The organism is Aerococcus mictus (genome assembly GCF_003286595.3).
Classification (GTDB): domain Bacteria; phylum Bacillota; class Bacilli; order Lactobacillales; family Aerococcaceae; genus Aerococcus; species Aerococcus mictus.
In genome coordinates, this window is sequence record NZ_CP132985.1 from 788,128 (window position 1) to 803,475 (window position 15,348).

The 15,348-nt window shown below is 30.9% G+C and carries 21 protein-coding genes; 19 read left to right on the forward strand and 2 right to left on the reverse strand.

All coding sequences use genetic code 11. The features are described from left to right. Positions 1-9 precede the first annotated feature (9 nt). From DBT49_RS03690 to DBT49_RS03740, 11 genes are all read left to right on the forward strand, one after another. Positions 10-696 carry a hypothetical protein gene (locus tag DBT49_RS03690; protein WP_070559167.1) on the forward strand — a complete coding sequence of 229 codons (687 nt, stop codon included), beginning with the start codon at positions 10-12 and terminating at the stop codon, positions 694-696. Between the two features lie 15 nt (positions 697-711). After that, complete coding sequence (locus tag DBT49_RS03695; RefSeq protein ID WP_070559165.1) at positions 712-1,599, forward strand: coiled-coil domain-containing protein; 888 nt, start codon at positions 712-714, stop codon at positions 1,597-1,599. A 7-nt stretch (positions 1,600-1,606) separates the two neighbouring features. Then, the gene (locus DBT49_RS03700; protein WP_070559163.1) at positions 1,607-1,906 is read left to right on the forward strand and encodes a hypothetical protein; all 300 of its coding nucleotides are present in this window, start codon (positions 1,607-1,609) and stop codon (positions 1,904-1,906) included. A 29-nt stretch (positions 1,907-1,935) separates the two neighbouring features. Beyond that, positions 1,936-2,145 carry a hypothetical protein gene (locus tag DBT49_RS03705; RefSeq protein WP_070559161.1) on the forward strand — a complete coding sequence of 70 codons (210 nt, stop codon included), beginning with the start codon at positions 1,936-1,938 and terminating at the stop codon, positions 2,143-2,145. Positions 2,146-2,159: 14 nt separating this feature from the next. Further along, entirely contained in the window at positions 2,160-2,423 is a 264-nt protein-coding gene (locus tag DBT49_RS03710; protein ID WP_070559159.1) for a hypothetical protein, read from the forward strand. A gap of 23 nt (positions 2,424-2,446) precedes the next feature. After that, positions 2,447-2,719 (forward strand): hypothetical protein, encoded by a 273-nt coding sequence (locus DBT49_RS03715; RefSeq protein WP_070559158.1) that lies wholly within the window; start codon positions 2,447-2,449, stop codon positions 2,717-2,719. After that, positions 2,697-3,041 (forward strand): hypothetical protein, encoded by a 345-nt coding sequence (locus tag DBT49_RS03720; RefSeq protein WP_070559155.1) that lies wholly within the window; start codon positions 2,697-2,699, stop codon positions 3,039-3,041. The genes DBT49_RS03715 and DBT49_RS03720 overlap by 23 nt, the downstream gene beginning before the upstream one ends. A gap of 684 nt (positions 3,042-3,725) precedes the next feature. Then, positions 3,726-4,094, forward strand: coding sequence for a hypothetical protein (locus tag DBT49_RS03725; protein WP_070559153.1), 369 nt, complete (start codon positions 3,726-3,728; stop codon positions 4,092-4,094). A gap of 70 nt (positions 4,095-4,164) precedes the next feature. Beyond that, a complete protein-coding gene (locus DBT49_RS03730; RefSeq protein WP_070559151.1) occupies positions 4,165-4,350 on the forward strand; it encodes a hypothetical protein in 186 nt (61 codons plus the stop codon). Continuing rightward, positions 4,340-5,770, forward strand: coding sequence for an ArdC-like ssDNA-binding domain-containing protein (locus DBT49_RS03735; RefSeq protein ID WP_070559149.1), 1,431 nt, complete (start codon positions 4,340-4,342; stop codon positions 5,768-5,770). Before DBT49_RS03730 ends, DBT49_RS03735 begins: the two co-directional genes overlap by 11 nt. Before the next feature lie 18 nt (positions 5,771-5,788). Next, positions 5,789-6,337, forward strand: a complete 549-nt coding sequence (locus DBT49_RS03740; RefSeq protein ID WP_070559147.1) for a 3'-5' exonuclease — start codon at positions 5,789-5,791, stop codon at positions 6,335-6,337. A 174-nt stretch (positions 6,338-6,511) separates the two neighbouring features. Here DBT49_RS03740 and DBT49_RS03745 read toward each other — a convergent pair whose 3' ends face one another. Then, complete coding sequence (locus DBT49_RS03745) at positions 6,512-6,613, reverse strand: type I toxin-antitoxin system Fst family toxin (protein WP_256374773.1); 102 nt, start codon at positions 6,611-6,613, stop codon at positions 6,512-6,514. Positions 6,614-6,737: 124 nt separating this feature from the next. Between DBT49_RS03745 and DBT49_RS03750 the strand changes: the two genes are divergently transcribed. The 8 genes from DBT49_RS03750 to DBT49_RS03785 all read left to right on the forward strand — a co-directional run bounded on the left by DBT49_RS03750 (position 6,738) and on the right by DBT49_RS03785 (position 14,489). After that, positions 6,738-7,487 (forward strand): Fic family protein, encoded by a 750-nt coding sequence (locus tag DBT49_RS03750; protein WP_070559145.1) that lies wholly within the window; start codon positions 6,738-6,740, stop codon positions 7,485-7,487. A 279-nt stretch (positions 7,488-7,766) separates the two neighbouring features. Further along, positions 7,767-8,858, forward strand: coding sequence for a hypothetical protein (locus tag DBT49_RS03755; protein WP_070559143.1), 1,092 nt, complete (start codon positions 7,767-7,769; stop codon positions 8,856-8,858). Between the two features lie 37 nt (positions 8,859-8,895). Next, the gene (gene mobP2, locus DBT49_RS03760; protein ID WP_111872452.1) at positions 8,896-10,425 is read left to right on the forward strand and encodes a MobP2 family relaxase; all 1,530 of its coding nucleotides are present in this window, start codon (positions 8,896-8,898) and stop codon (positions 10,423-10,425) included. Positions 10,426-10,643: 218 nt separating this feature from the next. Next, positions 10,644-11,663 carry a DUF3991 domain-containing protein gene (locus DBT49_RS03765; RefSeq protein WP_070559140.1) on the forward strand — a complete coding sequence of 340 codons (1,020 nt, stop codon included), beginning with the start codon at positions 10,644-10,646 and terminating at the stop codon, positions 11,661-11,663. Positions 11,664-11,676: 13 nt separating this feature from the next. Further along, positions 11,677-12,867 (forward strand): JAB domain-containing protein, encoded by a 1,191-nt coding sequence (locus DBT49_RS03770; protein ID WP_070559138.1) that lies wholly within the window; start codon positions 11,677-11,679, stop codon positions 12,865-12,867. A 14-nt stretch (positions 12,868-12,881) separates the two neighbouring features. Further along, the gene (locus DBT49_RS03775; protein WP_168163190.1) at positions 12,882-13,052 is read left to right on the forward strand and encodes a hypothetical protein; all 171 of its coding nucleotides are present in this window, start codon (positions 12,882-12,884) and stop codon (positions 13,050-13,052) included. After that, positions 13,042-13,635: a JAB domain-containing protein gene (locus DBT49_RS03780; RefSeq protein WP_070559136.1), complete on the forward strand. Its 594-nt coding sequence runs from the start codon at positions 13,042-13,044 to the stop codon at positions 13,633-13,635. The genes DBT49_RS03775 and DBT49_RS03780 overlap by 11 nt, the downstream gene beginning before the upstream one ends. A 29-nt stretch (positions 13,636-13,664) precedes the next feature. Next, positions 13,665-14,489, forward strand: coding sequence for a sortase family protein (locus DBT49_RS03785; RefSeq protein ID WP_070559134.1), 825 nt, complete (start codon positions 13,665-13,667; stop codon positions 14,487-14,489). Here DBT49_RS03785 and DBT49_RS03790 read toward each other — a convergent pair. Next, positions 14,483-14,929, reverse strand: coding sequence for a helix-turn-helix domain-containing protein (locus DBT49_RS03790; protein WP_070559132.1), 447 nt, complete (start codon positions 14,927-14,929; stop codon positions 14,483-14,485). The genes DBT49_RS03785 and DBT49_RS03790 overlap by 7 nt on opposite strands. Positions 14,930-15,348 lie beyond the last annotated feature (419 nt).

The window sequence follows — 15,348 nt, forward strand, 5'->3', positions numbered from 1 at the left end:
AGGGAAAGTATGAAAAATTTAATAAAAAAGCCAAGTTTTATTGCAGGGGTCATTGCTTTGTTAGTGGCCTCTGTATGTTTTAATGGTGTCCTTGCTTATATTAATAACAATCTAACCAATGAGTTAGAAAAAACACGCCAAGCAGTATCTATTAATAGAAATAATGGAGATGAATCTTCTGATAAGGATAAATTGATAAAATCATTAGAAGAAGAAAACGCAAAATTAAAAAATGATAAAAATAGTCAACAGAACCGGAATCCAGATGATAAAAATAAAGCCACCTCAAACGTTACCTCGACAAAAACTTTAGTGGAGGACTTTATTAAAAACTATGAGGAATTATCTACTCAACGTCCTGACTATGATAATCAAATTCCAAAATTCAAGCCATTGGTTACCGATAATCTTTTAAAACAACTCTTCCCTGAAGTTCCTCAAGATCAAATGGCAAAGACCGAGGATGAAATAAATGATCATAATATCTATAATCGAACAGTCGACAATATTTCAGTCTTTCTAAATGAAGAAGAATTAGAAAAGGAAGAGCCAGTAGCTATGGCTAAAGTAACAATAACTACACATATCGAGAATGCTGAAGACCGAAATAATACCTCGAGTAAAATAATGGAAATTCATTTAAAGAAAGTTGACGGCCAATTAAAAGTCGATTCTTTTGCAACCAATTTCCTTTAGAAAGGAGAATAAATAATGGCTAGTCTTTTTAAGAAAAAGAATAAAAGAAATGAACCAGTCAAAAAGAAAACCAAAGAAAACACTATGAGTAAGTTTTATAAAAAAGCTTTTATCTTTTTTGGTTTAGGAAGTGCGCTTTTATTTCTAAGTCCTATTGTTACTGGAACGGAGTATAAAATTGAAAGTACTCCAGTTGGGGAACTAAGTCCAATTACTGATAAAATACAAATTAAAATGGTTAAAGCAGCCTATAATCCTCGAGCAGAATTATTCCGTGTTGATTTTGAAATTCAAACAGATGCAAGTAACCCAGCATTAGTGAACTTAGAATATTATGCTTTCGCAAAAATTTTGAAAGATACAGATGAAGAAATACCAGGCGAAATCGTACAAGTTAACCCAAAATATTTAGTTGCTTTCTTTAAAAAAGTTCCTGATAACTATAAAGCGATAGGAGTTACTTTAAAGCCATCTTATATTGAAGAGGCAATAACAAATGACCCTAATATGGAAAAACGTAAGGTGTTTGTTAACTTCCTGCAAGAAGATGTACCAGAAGATACAAACATTTCCATAACAACTGCAAATCAATACGAAGCTGATTGGATTCGTGCGAAGGTGGATGAAGTTCAACAAGAAATTGAAGAACACCAAGAAGATATTCGATTATCAAGAATTAAGATTGAGAATAATAAGAAGACCATGGAAGAAAATAAAGCAGATACTAGCTTAATGACTAAAGAAGAAGTTGAAGAATACGAACGTGGTCGCCGAACGCTTGAAACAAATATTCTTCAGGAAGAAGGTCTCATTGAAAAGAAAGAAGAAGCTATTAAGAAATTAGAAGAAAGAAAAGAGAATTACAATAAACAAATTCAAGAATTAGAAAATAAGATGAGGTGATTTTATTTTGTCCAATAAAATTACTACGAAAGATATTCTTGTAAGAAATATTCCCATTGAATACTTATCAAAGATAAAAGAGTATCAAAAAATTTATAAAGAAAAAACAGGACTAACAATTTCACAACAAGATATTCTTTTAGAGATTATTGATCATGGATTTAAAGAAGATCTGTTTAAAAATCAATTTAATTATTTCTATGAAGATTCAGAAAAAACAAGAGATGAAATTGAAAGTTTGAAATTAGCTATTGAAAAATTAACGGCAAACCTCGACATGTTGGTCGAGGTTTTGTTGTCTATTTAAAATATTTTATTAATAAAGGAAGATAGAAAATGGAAACTTCAAAAGATCAAATTTTAAATATGAAAAGAATTGTTGCTCGTAAAAAAAATATTCGCCAACGTCTTTTTGTGGAGTTAACTCAAACTGAGTTAGAAATTCAAGAGTATGAAAGAAAAATTAATTACCTAACAGAATTAGAAAATAAAAAAGAGAGTATTCAATATAATTATCAACATTCCAATGAAGAACTCGAAAGATAAAAGGAATGATAACAATGAGTGAACAGTCATTGAAAAGAATGAATGATTATCAAGAATATAATGACAAATACGAAGTTAATAATATTTATTTAAATGCGAAACAGATGATTGAATTAATCAATTCAAATTTTTTTGGTGAAGATCTTACCTTAGGAAAATTTATTGAGTATGCAATGGAAAATAATTTTAGTCGATGGTTTGTAACGTTATGTGATGAACCTGGTATTTTAAAAGTTATTGAAACCATTATTAAAGAACGAAAAATTAAAATGAATTAATTTAAAAATATAGGAGTGATCTAATGGATTCAAAACATACTAATAAAAATTACGAAAAAGAATTTAGAAAAGAGAATGAAGAAGTAACTAAACTATATAAAATTTTAACTCGAGACATTGAATTAATTGAAGAAAACGTTAAATTAAAAAAACAGCTAGATGAACAATTAAAAAGAGAGAAAGTTGTTCGTAATGAATTAAGGGTTATTAAGGATTTTAATGATCGACTTTTTAATTATATCAATCAGCACTATATAAAAAGTGAGGATAAATATGACGAAGAAGAAATATATTAGAAAAAATATTCGAATGTCTGAAGATGAAGTAGAAACTTTGAATGAATTAATTAAAAAGTTGCCTGTAGAAAATTTTACGGAATTCATTCGTTACTCATTAAATTATTTTTCAAAAACTAAATATGAAAATGAATATAATAAAAAAATACTTCAAGATATTAGTCGAGATACACAATTAACTTATTTGGTTATGAATGAATATATGAAAATTTTATCAGAAGCACGAAAAAATGATTTTGATATCATAAAGAAAGAAGTTGAAAATAAATTTGATGAAGATATGAAAGCAAAATTAGTTAAAAAAAATTATAGAACATATTAATTTTGAAAAAATTTCTGACTAAACTTTAATAAATGTATACTGAATCACATGTTTGTACTTAGTACAGCATTTGTACATAATGAATACATAATTTTTCTGTTCTAAGTACACCATATTTATGTATGATGTTGTTATATCAACGTTTTCATGTATGTTTATTATATGTACAAAAAAATCGATTTGATATCACTTTTATGTACATTTTCTGTCCACCCCCCGCATCCAGCTCCCTCCTTTGGCTCAGCCAAAGTAAGCAAAATCTAGGTGCTTTAGTACCAGCTTTTGCTATCAGGGATTCCTTATGCTCTTTCAAATAATTGGGACAATTTTTTGAAATCAGAGGGTCAGGGGTCGGACAGCCACCGCAAATTCATGAAATGGATTTGGACTTGGGTCGAGGGATAAAGTGTCCCCGTGCGAAATCCAACAGGGCAGGGCGGTTGGTCGAGGGTGTGGGAGAGAAAATCCCACAATTTGCGAAAGCAAATTTCTAATAATTGATTTATAATTTTTTGAAATAGAGAAAATGAATTTGAAAGTACGTTTAAAAAATTTAATTCATTCGTAAAAAGTTTTGAGTTGAAAAAATAAATGAGAAAGATATGAATGAAAAAATACTAAGAGATTATTTAAAAAATTATCCTATTGTTAAGGAAGAATTTCCACTAAAAAAAGCGAGAGTGTTTGAAAAATCAAATTGAAACCTATCAAAAATATTTTACTTACGTTGGAATTTTAACTGGAAACAAAAATCTGGAATCAATAGTTAAAAAATATAAGAATAGCTCAATAGGAATTTATACAAAAGAAAAATGTATTCAAAAAGAAAAATATAATGATAGTCATTTAAATAGTTATGCTCAATATCAAATATTGAGAAAAGAAGAACGACATAAATTATATCGACAAATAATTCAAGAGCCGATTCTCTATTCTCAATTTACTGAATATGAAAATGTATTTAAAGACTTAGACATACATCTCAATAAAAAAGAATGGTCAAAAATTTTAAATACGTTCCTAATAGAACGGTATAGAAAAATAATTAGATAGTAAGTTTTAAATTTAAGAGGAGTAACTTCCTCTTTTTTTATTTTAATTTTTATAAGAAAGGATTATAGAAATGATTGTTTATTGTCAGTCAAAAGATGATAAAGGAAATTTACAAGTTACCAACATTGATGGAAAACAATTTGAAATTACACATGGTAACCCTCGATATTCTCAAGCATTAATTTGTTATAACAATGATCTTGCTTTTTCTATTGATGTTAAAGAATTAGAAAGGGTGGATCTAAATGAAAAATAGAAAAACAACAAAACAAGATCGTCAACAAAAATTAGATGATGTTTTTACCAAAGTTCACGATGCTGTTGAGAATTATTCAAGCGATCCCAAGGATCTTGCAGATTTTATCAAGTTTAGAAAAGAGTTTTCACAAAATTATTCGACACGAAATCAAATGCTGATTCACCAACAATATCCAACCGCGTCTAAGGTACAATCTTATAAAAAATGGTTAGATGATGGCTATCAAGTTCAGAAAGGTCAAAAGGGAATTCGAATCTTAGCTCCTGCTATCCGAAAAGAAATATTCGATGGTAAGCAATCGCTAGGTGGATATCGAGATCTATCTAAAGAAGATAAAGCGAGATTAAAAAAAGGTGAGTTACGTACTAAGGATGAATTAGTAGGGTTTCGATCTGTTTCTATTTTTGATATTCAACAAACAAACGCAGAAGTGGATCAATTGCCTAAATATCTTCAGGATGGGATCATTGAAGGTAATCAAAAGAATGAAGATGAAATTTATGAAGCAATCGATAAGTATCGAGAAGCATTAGGTATTGAAAAATTAAAGGAACGTCCTCAAGGTGTCAATGCAGGTGTTAAGGGATGCTATTTTAACTATAAACTAGGATCCGGTGAAGAAAAACATGCGATATGGCTTGAAGAAAATAATAATATTTCTCAAAAAATTAATGTTTATCTACATGAACTTGGCCACGCACAATTTGAATCGTTTGCTGAAAAACAACCTAAAGTCCAAAATGAATATCAAGCAGAAATGTTTGCAGGTGTTGTGAGTGAGTATCTTGGCATTGAAAGTAGTCAAGCCAATGCAAAATACTTAGAAGCATATTTACAAAACGAACCTGATATGGCAAATCGAGAAGAATTACTAGAACCACTCATTCAATGCATTGAAGAAGCTGTACCTCAGATTGAAAAACAAATGAATAGTCTAGAGCAAACTCAAGATCAACAAATGGAGAATCAACTTGATGATTACTGGAAAATTAAATGGAATGAATCGAGTCAACGCTATTCAAAAGACTATGAAGGACAAATTGTTGACAAGGAAGTATTAGATGAGCTAGTTGAATTGGATACACGCCTACAATTACACAATAAAATTTTAGGTTTTGTTGATCCTGTTAATGAAAGGAATATGACAACAGAATATGAAGGGTATCATAAGTTTAAGCTAGAACATATTGAAGACGGACAAACTATTGAAGAAGTTAGAGTAGATATGGGAGATGGGTGCCTTGTTAATGAGGGGATGTTTACTTCTTTATATGAGGCAATAGGTGAAAAATATCAACCTTTGTCACAAGAAAAAATCGAATCGATTAGGGATGAACTAGAAATAGAACGTGAAGAAAATCCTCCCATATCATGGGAAGATGCTCAGGCATTAGCACAATACGAATTAGAAATTTAGTTAAAATGGGGTAAAACAATGAATAAATATAAATCGCAAAAAATTGCTTATAACGATATTTCTTATCTAATTCCAAACGAATATGTTGTTTTTGATTTAGAAACAACTGGATTAGATTTTAGTAGTAAAATCATTCAATTATCAGCAGTTCATTTTAGAAATGGATCAGAAATTGATCATTTTGATCATTTGATAAATCCGAAAACTAAAATACCAGATATTATTACTGAAATAACAGGAATTACCGAATCAGATGTCATTAATGAACCAACAATTGATGATGTTATTGATGATTTTGTAACATTTATTGGTGACTTAACTATTGCTGGATATAATAGTAAAAAATTTGATATACAAATGTTAAAGGCGAATACAGATATCGATTTATCTAAACATCCACAATTAGATGTATTAGAACTAGCAAGAATGAGTCCAATTTATCTATATAATTATAAATTAACAACGATTAAAGCTTATTATGGCATTCAAAATAAAGCGCATGATAGTCTAAATGATTCTAGAGCAACTGCATTAGTATTAGAAAAATTTAGAGCAAGTGAATATTAGGAATATGAAGTTATAAACTTAATGAAAAATACAATTGATCATGGTATAATTGAGTTGTGGAACGTTAGGATCGTGTCCATTTATAACACAACACCCCTTGAAGAGGTTGCTTCAAGGGGTGTTTTTGTCACTCAGAGGTGGGTATGAGCGTGTGTGGTTAATGGGCTAATAAGATTATTGCTTCTTGTTTAACCACCAAGAAAATAACTCAATGAGTATTCCCACAATTAGTGGTGCAATAATCAACGTTAGGATCGTGTTAATCAAAAATAACACCTCCCTTCTCGGGAGTTAGCCCTAATAGAAATTATATCATAGTGGATAAAGGACTATTAAGCATGTATTATAGCTATAAAGTATAAAATAAAAGTTGCTGAAGTTATAATATGCAGGTGAGAGAATGATAATTACTAACAGACTACTTGAAGAAAAGAAAACTAAATTTTCTGGTGGACTTTATGATTGGACTCAATATAAATTTGCGTATAACTCATCTAAGATTGAAGGAACACTTTTAAGTGAGTATCAAACACGGTTAATGTATGAAACCAAGAAAATTAAATTTTCTAATGAAACTGCTATAGAAATTGATGATTTAATAGAGGTTCAGAATCATTTTAAATGTTTTGATTTTATTTTAGAAAACTATGAAGAAGAGTTAAGTCATGAATATATTAAAAAGTTACATAGCCTACTTAAATCAGGCATCTCATCCGATCAGAGCTACTTAATGCCTGTTGGAAATTATAAAACCTTTGATAATGAAGTTGGTTATGTTCAAACATCACCTGCTGAACGGACTGAGGATGATATGACTAGTTTATTGTTAGGTTATAACTATAAAAGTCATAAATCTTTAGAAGATATTGTCGATTTTCATGTCCAATTTGAAACAATTCATCCTTTTGCTGATGGAAATGGGCGTGTAGGAAGATTGATTATGTTTAAAGAATGTCTAGCTAACGATATAATTCCTTTTGTAATAAGGGTTGAAGTTGGACTTGACTATAGAGAATCTTTAGATGATTATCGCAATGGTGACAAAGGTCGCTTGCTTAATATAGTTGAATCAGAGCAAAATATTTATTTAAATAAATGTATCGATTTAAGAATCATTGACCCTGACCAGCAATATGACCTTGAAAGATAAACTAAATAAGTATTAATAAAAAGGCTTTCCGTTAAAAGAAAGCCTTTTCTTTATGCATTAAAAAAAGGAATTGCCTACACTTATGACACATTCAAGATATGTGCTACCTGTACAATTCCTTTGCTCATTAATAAGATACCTTCTCTAGTGGAGTAACTCGAAGTGTACTCTGCTTGTATATCTTATTAATAAAAAAAGAGGATGCCTTACCTTATGGAACAGTCAAGGCCTGTTCTGCCTGTACATCCTCTAATAATATATTAAGGGAGGACTCAAAAAATGTCAACCTATAAGACAGTTCTTATTAAACCTGAATTTATAGCTGAGACAGTTATGAGGACAGGTAGCGAACAATTATTAGAGAAAGATTCGAGAAGCTATGTGGGATTATATAACGAAAAGGAGAACTGGTATATTCCTTTACGCTCAAAATTAAGTATAAAAAGTCCGAAAGGTTCACATTATGCAACGCCTTTTAATACAACAAATCCTCATTTTATACGTCCAGGATTAGATTTTCAAAAAGCGTTATATGTTCCTAAAGATAAAATTGTAGAAATTAGGAATACTTTGCCCTATGAACAGAATCAATTTATTTTAGAGCACCAAGAAGATATCCAAGACAAGTTTGAAGAATATGTATTATCTACTGAAGAATTAGATCGAAAATCAACCGAATTTCTGTTCTCTACCGTTCCCTTGTTTCCAGAAGGTGTTGAACGCATTAAAGAAAAGCATTTAAAAGATTTAACCATTGATTTTAATCAAGAGCTATATGATGATCCTACAATTTCCGAAGGTGGTATTAGCTATCAAGGCGAAACGTTAGAACATTTCATGGATGATGTTGGTCTAACTAAAGAAACACCTTTAGATGAAATCAATAAAACACTTCAAGAATGCGGTATTCAACCCATAGATTATGGAAAAACAGACCAAAACGTTACAAATAGAAAGGAAGATAAAAATATAATGGAGACAACAATTGAAAATTATAAAGGTGAGGAAGTACCAGTAGTACTTGAAGTCCACCAATATGCTGCAAACGAAACCTTAGCGCTTTACGCTAATGAAAAAGATACAGGTGAATTGTACACGGAATTAACGACTTATGGGGCACAATTTCGTAATAACGAAGGGGAAGGAGTCACTCACCTTGCCTTGCGTAGTGATAAGCCTGAATATAAAGCAGCTTTAGAAAAAATTGGCTTCTTAGAAGTTCCGTATCCCTTTTATCAAGATCCTAAAGGGAACATAACTGTTGATTATTATGATTTAAGTGACGAGGCGATTCAATTTTGCAATGGAGAGATTGCTAAGCAACAAGGAATTGATCAATATCAAAATTATGACGATGAGTTGGAACTATAAACGCTCCTGCTCATTTTTTATTTAGAGAGGTGTTATGATGGGTAGTCCTGGTATTATCCTTTCGGGAAAGTTTTCATTGCCCAATTCAGGTGAGAGTTATGGAGGCTATGCTGATTATCTAACTAGAACGGAAGCATTAGAGCGAGATAAAAATAGTGAAGAACGTAGAAAATCCGAAGCGAAGCAAATTATCGATTATCACCGTATGTTAAGAGATCCTGATATTGATAAAAAAGATAAAGACTTTGGCCGTTATGTGTACTACACCACACGAAAGTATGCCTTAGATCAAAAAAATAAAAAGAATGAAAAAGGCGAAAAGATCTTATCTGGAGTGTTTTCTGATAAGTTAGATCAAATGACCATGAAAGATAAACGTGAATTTTCTAAAGTGTTAACCGAAGCTCAAGAAAAAGGGTCAGTTATGTGGGAAGATGTTATTTCTTTTGATAATACCTATTTAGAAGAAAATGGCCTATATAATTCGACAACTGGAGAATTAGATGAAGATCGCTTACAAAAAGCCACTCGAAAAATGATGAAAAAATTTGCTAAGTTAGAAGATCTTCATGAACCAAGATGGATGGCTAGTATTCATCGCAATACTGATAATATTCATATTCACTTGGCCACAGTCGAATTAGAACCTTCTAGAAAGCAGGTAGTCGTTGACAATAAAAAGCAACCTCGTGGTAAAAGAAAACAGAGTTCTTTAGATAAAATGAAAACTGAATTTGGCACAGAGTTATTACAAATGTCTGAATTATTTTATCAAGTGACAGATCAAAGACAAAAAGCGGTTGATGATATACGGAAATATCTAGAAAAACGTTATGAAAAAGATATTTATACTCAAACGATTGATTATTTAGATCATATCGAAGGTAACGATTGGCATAAAAAAGTAAAACGGAACCATGTATCCTATAAAAAGTTAGATGGAGAAGGGAAATACCGTATTGATCAAGTTGTAAAGAAAGTTGCTAATGAAGACGAAACTTTTAGAAATGACTTGGAAGAGTACGAACAAATGATTCAGCTAAATAACGATATTTTTAAAAAGATGTATGGCCAAAAATATGATAAAAAAGAAGAATATCTGTCAACAAGAACTGCTGAATTGAAAGAGCGTTTGGGCAACCGAACGCTTAAAGAGCTTGGAAAAATGAAAGAAGAGCGCTTACAGAATAGTAATAATAAACAAAAAGAAGTCAAGAAAGATATATGGAAAGATATAAAGGAAAATCGATTGCCACAAGAAGAAATTATTAATAAATATAAAAGTTCAGAACCTAATGTCTCTTCAAAACAGCTTAAAAAGATAAAATCTTCTTATGATAATAAGAAAGAGAAAAATCAAGGAGTTAAAGATGATAAAAATGGAACTTCCTATTCTTATAAGAAATCAAGGTATCGATCATATACTGGAGTTGAGAAGAATTTATGGGTAGCTGGTAAAAAGTCGGAAAGAGAACTTTCTAATGCTTTAAAAAGAACAATGTATCAAGAAAAACAACGTGCGATGCAAAGTTATCAAGAAATGATGGCGGACGTAGAAAGAGCCTAACTCCTCAAAAGTTGAAATGAAAGCTCAAGTGAAAGTTGAAGTGAAAGTTGAAGTGAAAGCTAGAAAGAACTAGAGAGAAAAGTAGCCACCTGTTATTATGGTATTGTGGGAAATAGCAGGGGGATACTATTTCTACACTTTCCAACCTATAAATTATAATCTCCTAAGATCAGTCGCTGACTGATCTTTTTTATTTTAAGACAAAAAGGAGGAAGACCATGACAAAAACTATCTACACCCAAGATCAAATTGATCAAGCAAAAAGTATATCATTAATCGATTATTGTAACTATCGTGGTATCGATATATCAGGATCTGAAAATAATCCTCATTTAATAGAAATGGATAGTTTGGTTCTTTTTCCTGATAATACAGAAAGGCAATGGCACCGCTATTCTACCCAAGAGGGAGGAGATGCTATTGCTTTTGTACAATATATGGAAGATAAAAGCTTTTCAGAAGCGATGGAAGTATTACTAGACCCTTCTTTTGAACATGAAAACAAAGTGACTAAAAAACCTATAAAAAAAGAACCGTTTTCCTATAAAAATTATGAAGTTAAAGCTTTTGATAAAGCAAAAGATTATCTCGTTAATAAAAGAAAGATTGATCCTGAAATTGTAGATACCTTACAAAACAAAGGGTATATCGCTCAGGATCAACGGAATAATATTGTTTTTAAATGGCGTAATCAGCTGACTAATGAACTTTGTGGCGCTAATATTCAAGGTACCTATCAAACCAAAGGACGTAGTTTTAAACGTATACAAAGAAATTCAACCCAAGGTTATGGATTTAATTTGTTAAATGGCGACCCAGAAGAGATCTACTTTTTTGAGAGCAGTATCGATTTACTCAGTTATTGTACAATGAATAAGGGTAACCTAGATAATAAATGGTTTGTATCGATGGAAGGCTTGAAGAATGTGGTTGCTCAAACTATCTTTGATTATGAAGCCTATAAAAAAGAACGCAATCTACCAATAAAGGCTCCTAAAGTTCATATCTGTACTGATACCGATCAAGCAGGTAGAGAATTTTATGATAGACATTTTGAAATGTTCCCTTATATGCATTATGATCCTCCTTCCGTTGGGAAGGACTGGAATGACGAATTAGTTGCTAAAACAGAAGAATATGAACGGTCTGATGAAAGTCATCAGGCTTTTTTTGTAGGAGAAGATAAAGAGTTTGACTTACCCATATATATTCATGAAGAAGAACTGGAAATAGAATAGTAAAGGAGTAGCTATGGAAAGTAAAAATATCTATGACTATTTCAATTGTGACAGTCAAGAAGAACTGTATTCAAAGATCAAAGCAAAAGATCCAGCAGTTAATAAATTATATGAATTTTATAATGATTACCAAACTGAGATCCAAACAGGAAAATTTGGACGAGCTGCAGATTATGCCAATGATATGTTGAAACAAAAGCTGATTCCTCCCGAAAATACTTTTACTGTTGTAAGTGTAAATTCAAAAAATCAGCCTATTAAATATACCAATTATAGTATGGCTGCCGATTTTAAAGAGGTCTTTGAGAAGAGTTATATTGGATCAACCGCACGTTTTCTATATTTTAGTGGAAATAATCGACCGCGCGAGCAAAGTTTAATCGACCGAAATATTGCTTTAGCTGAAGAAGCTTTTGAAAAATTTTATGGTATAAGAAGTTTGGATTATATTCAAGTTAATAAAGATGGCCAATTTTATTCAAAGTGGCAGCAACAATTTGTAAATACTGAAAGAGCTAAAGCGAGTGATTTTGCTAAAGAAAATAGCGAAGTTTATACTCAACCAGTTACTTTACAACAAGAAATCGAAAATCTTCCTGAGTTTTCTAAATACTATGCTAACAAAGAGTTGGAAGGGAAAAACGTTATTTATGATAAGAGTGAAGTAGAACACTTGCTACAAGTAGGGTATAGTGATTTACCAAAAGAACATAACTGTGCTATTAAATATGACCAAGATTACAATATTCAAGAAGTAGAAGTATTAAGTATAGGGCTTGTCAATATCTCTCTTTCAAGTCCCGCTGTTAACGTTAAAAATGTTCCTCAAAAAGATAAAGGTGGGGCTATTTTATTTCATAATCACCCATCGGGACATAGCAAACCCAGTGGGGAGGATATAGAGAATTCTGCGAGAAATTATGTTGGCTTTAAAATGCTAGATAAAGAACTGTTTGACGTTTACGTTGTTGGAAAAGATAAAGTCTATTCCTTTGCCAATGACGGCTATTCTTTAAATAAGGCGTTTAAACAAATGAAGATTAATCAATATGAAGTTGAAGAACAGCTCAATGAAGAATTTATGCAAGAATTTACTGTTAATACTAATGAATTTGAATTTTCTGATTCAACAGAAAATTATGAACAAATGGCGTTGTTTGAGAAGCAAATGCAATATTATTATGACGATGAATACGAAATCTAGGAAAGGAGATTACTATGGAAGAAGCATTTAATAATGGTTTAGACCAAATAAAAAGAGATCTTGGAGTACAAACCGATCAAGAATTATTTCTTTTAATTAATAATCCTCATATTAATCATCCTTTAATTGTGCAACTTAGAGAAATGATGAAATATATGAAAGTAGTTGAAAGCAATGGCATCTAACAAAGGGCATCCACTCAAAAATTTAGATTTATATTTAATTTATGCCTATGAAAATCTAATAGAAAAAAATGTTATTTATGATCATGAAGAAATTTGCTACTACTTGCAAATCGCTTATAAGAATTTCAATAATGAATTTTTAACTATTATTAATTACGATAAAGAATATAATATTCAAAATCTAAAAATCTTTAACAGCAAATATTCAACGGATTCATACCAATCAATTGTTAAACAATCTTTTAATAAAGAAGAAGGCGGTAGCATCCTAGTTATGAATCACTCAACAGAAGATTCTATACCGTCAGAAGCAGATGAAGTAAAAGCTTTATCATTTGTTGATTTTTATAAATTGCATGATAAAGAACTTTATGATGTTTATATTGTAAGCCAACAAGAAGTTTACTCATTTGCTGATGAATCCTATAAAGATCATGTAAGTTTCTTGAAATTAAAAGTGAATCAAGAATACTTTGAAGAAAAATATAGTAATAACATGATCTATGAGATCTTTAGCAATCTTATTTCCCCTTCAATTATTACATGGTTTACTAGTAGGAAAAAATTAATGCAGAAATATTAAAAACTTGAGAAACAAAGAAAGGTGAGGCCATGTCTAAAGATAAGGTTATGAAGTATTTAGCCATATTCTTACTATTTATCGGTTTAGGCTGCATGGGATTTTATTTTTATGAGGTAAAATCGACAGAAGATAGCGTTCAAGCGAATACAGAAGCGGTTAGCCCAAAGAATATAGCTAGTTCCGTACGTTCTAATTCAAAAGACTCTAAACAGATTGATAGCGATTCAAATAAGGAAGATGGGCAACATGGAGACAAAAATCAGGAGGCTAATGAAGAGAATCATTCTGATAACCAAAATATTGAAGCTCCTGAAGTGACCTATGATCCCCACCAAGTGACTCAAATTACGCCACAAGCAATTCGGGAAGTTAATGAGAAAATGCAAAATCCTTGGTATCGAGAAGTGGTAAAAGAAAATGCTTTAGGCGCTTTATCTATACCAGATTCAGGTTTATCAATAACAATTTTAAATGGTTTATCTGAAACTAATCTTGTTTCCGGGGCAGGAACATTTTGGGCAGAACAACAAATGGGAGTGAATAATTATCCATTAGCTTCACATAATGTTAATAATGGCGATCTATTGATGGGCCCACTTTTTAGAACCCAACCTGGAATGAAAGCTTATTTAACTGATTTTAACAAAATCTATGTTTATCAAATGGAAAGCATTGCCTTATATAAACCTAATCGTTCCGACTTAATTGATTTACATAAAGAAACACCTACACTTACGCTAGTAACGTGCGCCTCATTTGACGACATTTCAGAACGATGTGTAGGTATTGGTAAATTGATTGATACGATGGATTTCGATACTGCACCAGTTTGGATCAAAAATAGTTATCAATAATGTTTATTTTGATCCTTATATAAGGATTGAATAAAATAGAAAACGTTTAATTTGTTTTCTGTATTCAGTAGATTGAAAAATTCATTGATGTTTTCTTCAGATGATTCATTAGTATTAGTCATCTCCCTATCATATAGCTCATAAGGAGCAACCGCTTCTTTATATACATTATTTTTTATCTCTGTTGTAAAGTCTGAATAATATTTCTTGTTTGTAGATGGGGGATAGAATTCAGATATATCACTATCTAAAGCATTTGCAATTAAAAAAATACTATCAGCAGAAGGGGTTCGTCTACCTGTTTCGTAATATGAAATGGTGGTTGGTACTATATTAACCGTTTCTGCTAATTCTTTTTGAGATAATCCTCTTTCCTCACGCTTTTCTTTAATTTTTTTAGCTATAAAACTTTTAACTTGTTCATTATTGTTATTGCTCATATTAGCGCACCTTCTTTCACTCTTATTATATCATAGATATAACAATAGTTGATCGTTGGTGAAGTTATAAATAGTGAAAGTTAAAACAAAGTATAACAAAAGTATATATTACACTTTACAATTGTTATAGTTAGTATTATAGTATAACTAGAAAGAAAAGGAGTGAATCATCATGATAAACGGAATTTTTAGTATTATTCGTTTTATCGTTAGAATTGTATGGATGGCATTTATTATGTCTGTAACATTTTTACTCCAAGCTTTTATATTTTTAATTACCTGGTGTTAATGAGAGGAGAGAATAAAAGTGGACTTTTCTAAATTCCCCTTGTTATTTCAGTTAATTATTGGAGCATTTGGATTTATTTTATCTTCAATAACATTAGTAATCTTATTTTTATTAGAATTATTAGGAGTAA

What these genes read in the sequence shown, in the direction of transcription:
- DBT49_RS03690 (WP_070559167.1), top strand. Translation starts at nt 10, where the DNA reads ATGAAAAATTTAATAAAAAAGCCAAGTTTTATTGCAGGGGTCATTGCT.
- DBT49_RS03695 (WP_070559165.1), top strand. Translation starts at nt 712, where the DNA reads ATGGCTAGTCTTTTTAAGAAAAAGAATAAAAGAAATGAACCAGTCAAA.
- DBT49_RS03705 (WP_070559161.1), top strand. Translation starts at nt 1,936, where the DNA reads ATGGAAACTTCAAAAGATCAAATTTTAAATATGAAAAGAATTGTTGCT.
- DBT49_RS03710 (WP_070559159.1), top strand. Translation starts at nt 2,160, where the DNA reads ATGAGTGAACAGTCATTGAAAAGAATGAATGATTATCAAGAATATAAT.
- DBT49_RS03715 (WP_070559158.1), top strand. Translation starts at nt 2,447, where the DNA reads ATGGATTCAAAACATACTAATAAAAATTACGAAAAAGAATTTAGAAAA.
- DBT49_RS03720 (WP_070559155.1), top strand. Translation starts at nt 2,697, where the DNA reads ATGACGAAGAAGAAATATATTAGAAAAAATATTCGAATGTCTGAAGAT.
- DBT49_RS03730 (WP_070559151.1), top strand. Translation starts at nt 4,165, where the DNA reads ATGATTGTTTATTGTCAGTCAAAAGATGATAAAGGAAATTTACAAGTT.
- DBT49_RS03735 (WP_070559149.1), top strand. Translation starts at nt 4,340, where the DNA reads ATGAAAAATAGAAAAACAACAAAACAAGATCGTCAACAAAAATTAGAT.
- DBT49_RS03740 (WP_070559147.1), top strand. Translation starts at nt 5,789, where the DNA reads ATGAATAAATATAAATCGCAAAAAATTGCTTATAACGATATTTCTTAT.
- DBT49_RS03750 (WP_070559145.1), top strand. Translation starts at nt 6,738, where the DNA reads ATGATAATTACTAACAGACTACTTGAAGAAAAGAAAACTAAATTTTCT.
- DBT49_RS03755 (WP_070559143.1), top strand. Translation starts at nt 7,767, where the DNA reads ATGTCAACCTATAAGACAGTTCTTATTAAACCTGAATTTATAGCTGAG.
- mobP2 (WP_111872452.1), top strand. Translation starts at nt 8,896, where the DNA reads ATGGGTAGTCCTGGTATTATCCTTTCGGGAAAGTTTTCATTGCCCAAT.
- DBT49_RS03765 (WP_070559140.1), top strand. Translation starts at nt 10,644, where the DNA reads ATGACAAAAACTATCTACACCCAAGATCAAATTGATCAAGCAAAAAGT.
- DBT49_RS03770 (WP_070559138.1), top strand. Translation starts at nt 11,677, where the DNA reads ATGGAAAGTAAAAATATCTATGACTATTTCAATTGTGACAGTCAAGAA.
- DBT49_RS03775 (WP_168163190.1), top strand. Translation starts at nt 12,882, where the DNA reads ATGGAAGAAGCATTTAATAATGGTTTAGACCAAATAAAAAGAGATCTT.
- DBT49_RS03780 (WP_070559136.1), top strand. Translation starts at nt 13,042, where the DNA reads ATGGCATCTAACAAAGGGCATCCACTCAAAAATTTAGATTTATATTTA.
- DBT49_RS03785 (WP_070559134.1), top strand. Translation starts at nt 13,665, where the DNA reads ATGTCTAAAGATAAGGTTATGAAGTATTTAGCCATATTCTTACTATTT.
- DBT49_RS03790 (WP_070559132.1), bottom strand. Translation starts at nt 14,929, where the DNA reads ATGAGCAATAACAATAATGAACAAGTTAAAAGTTTTATAGCTAAAAAA.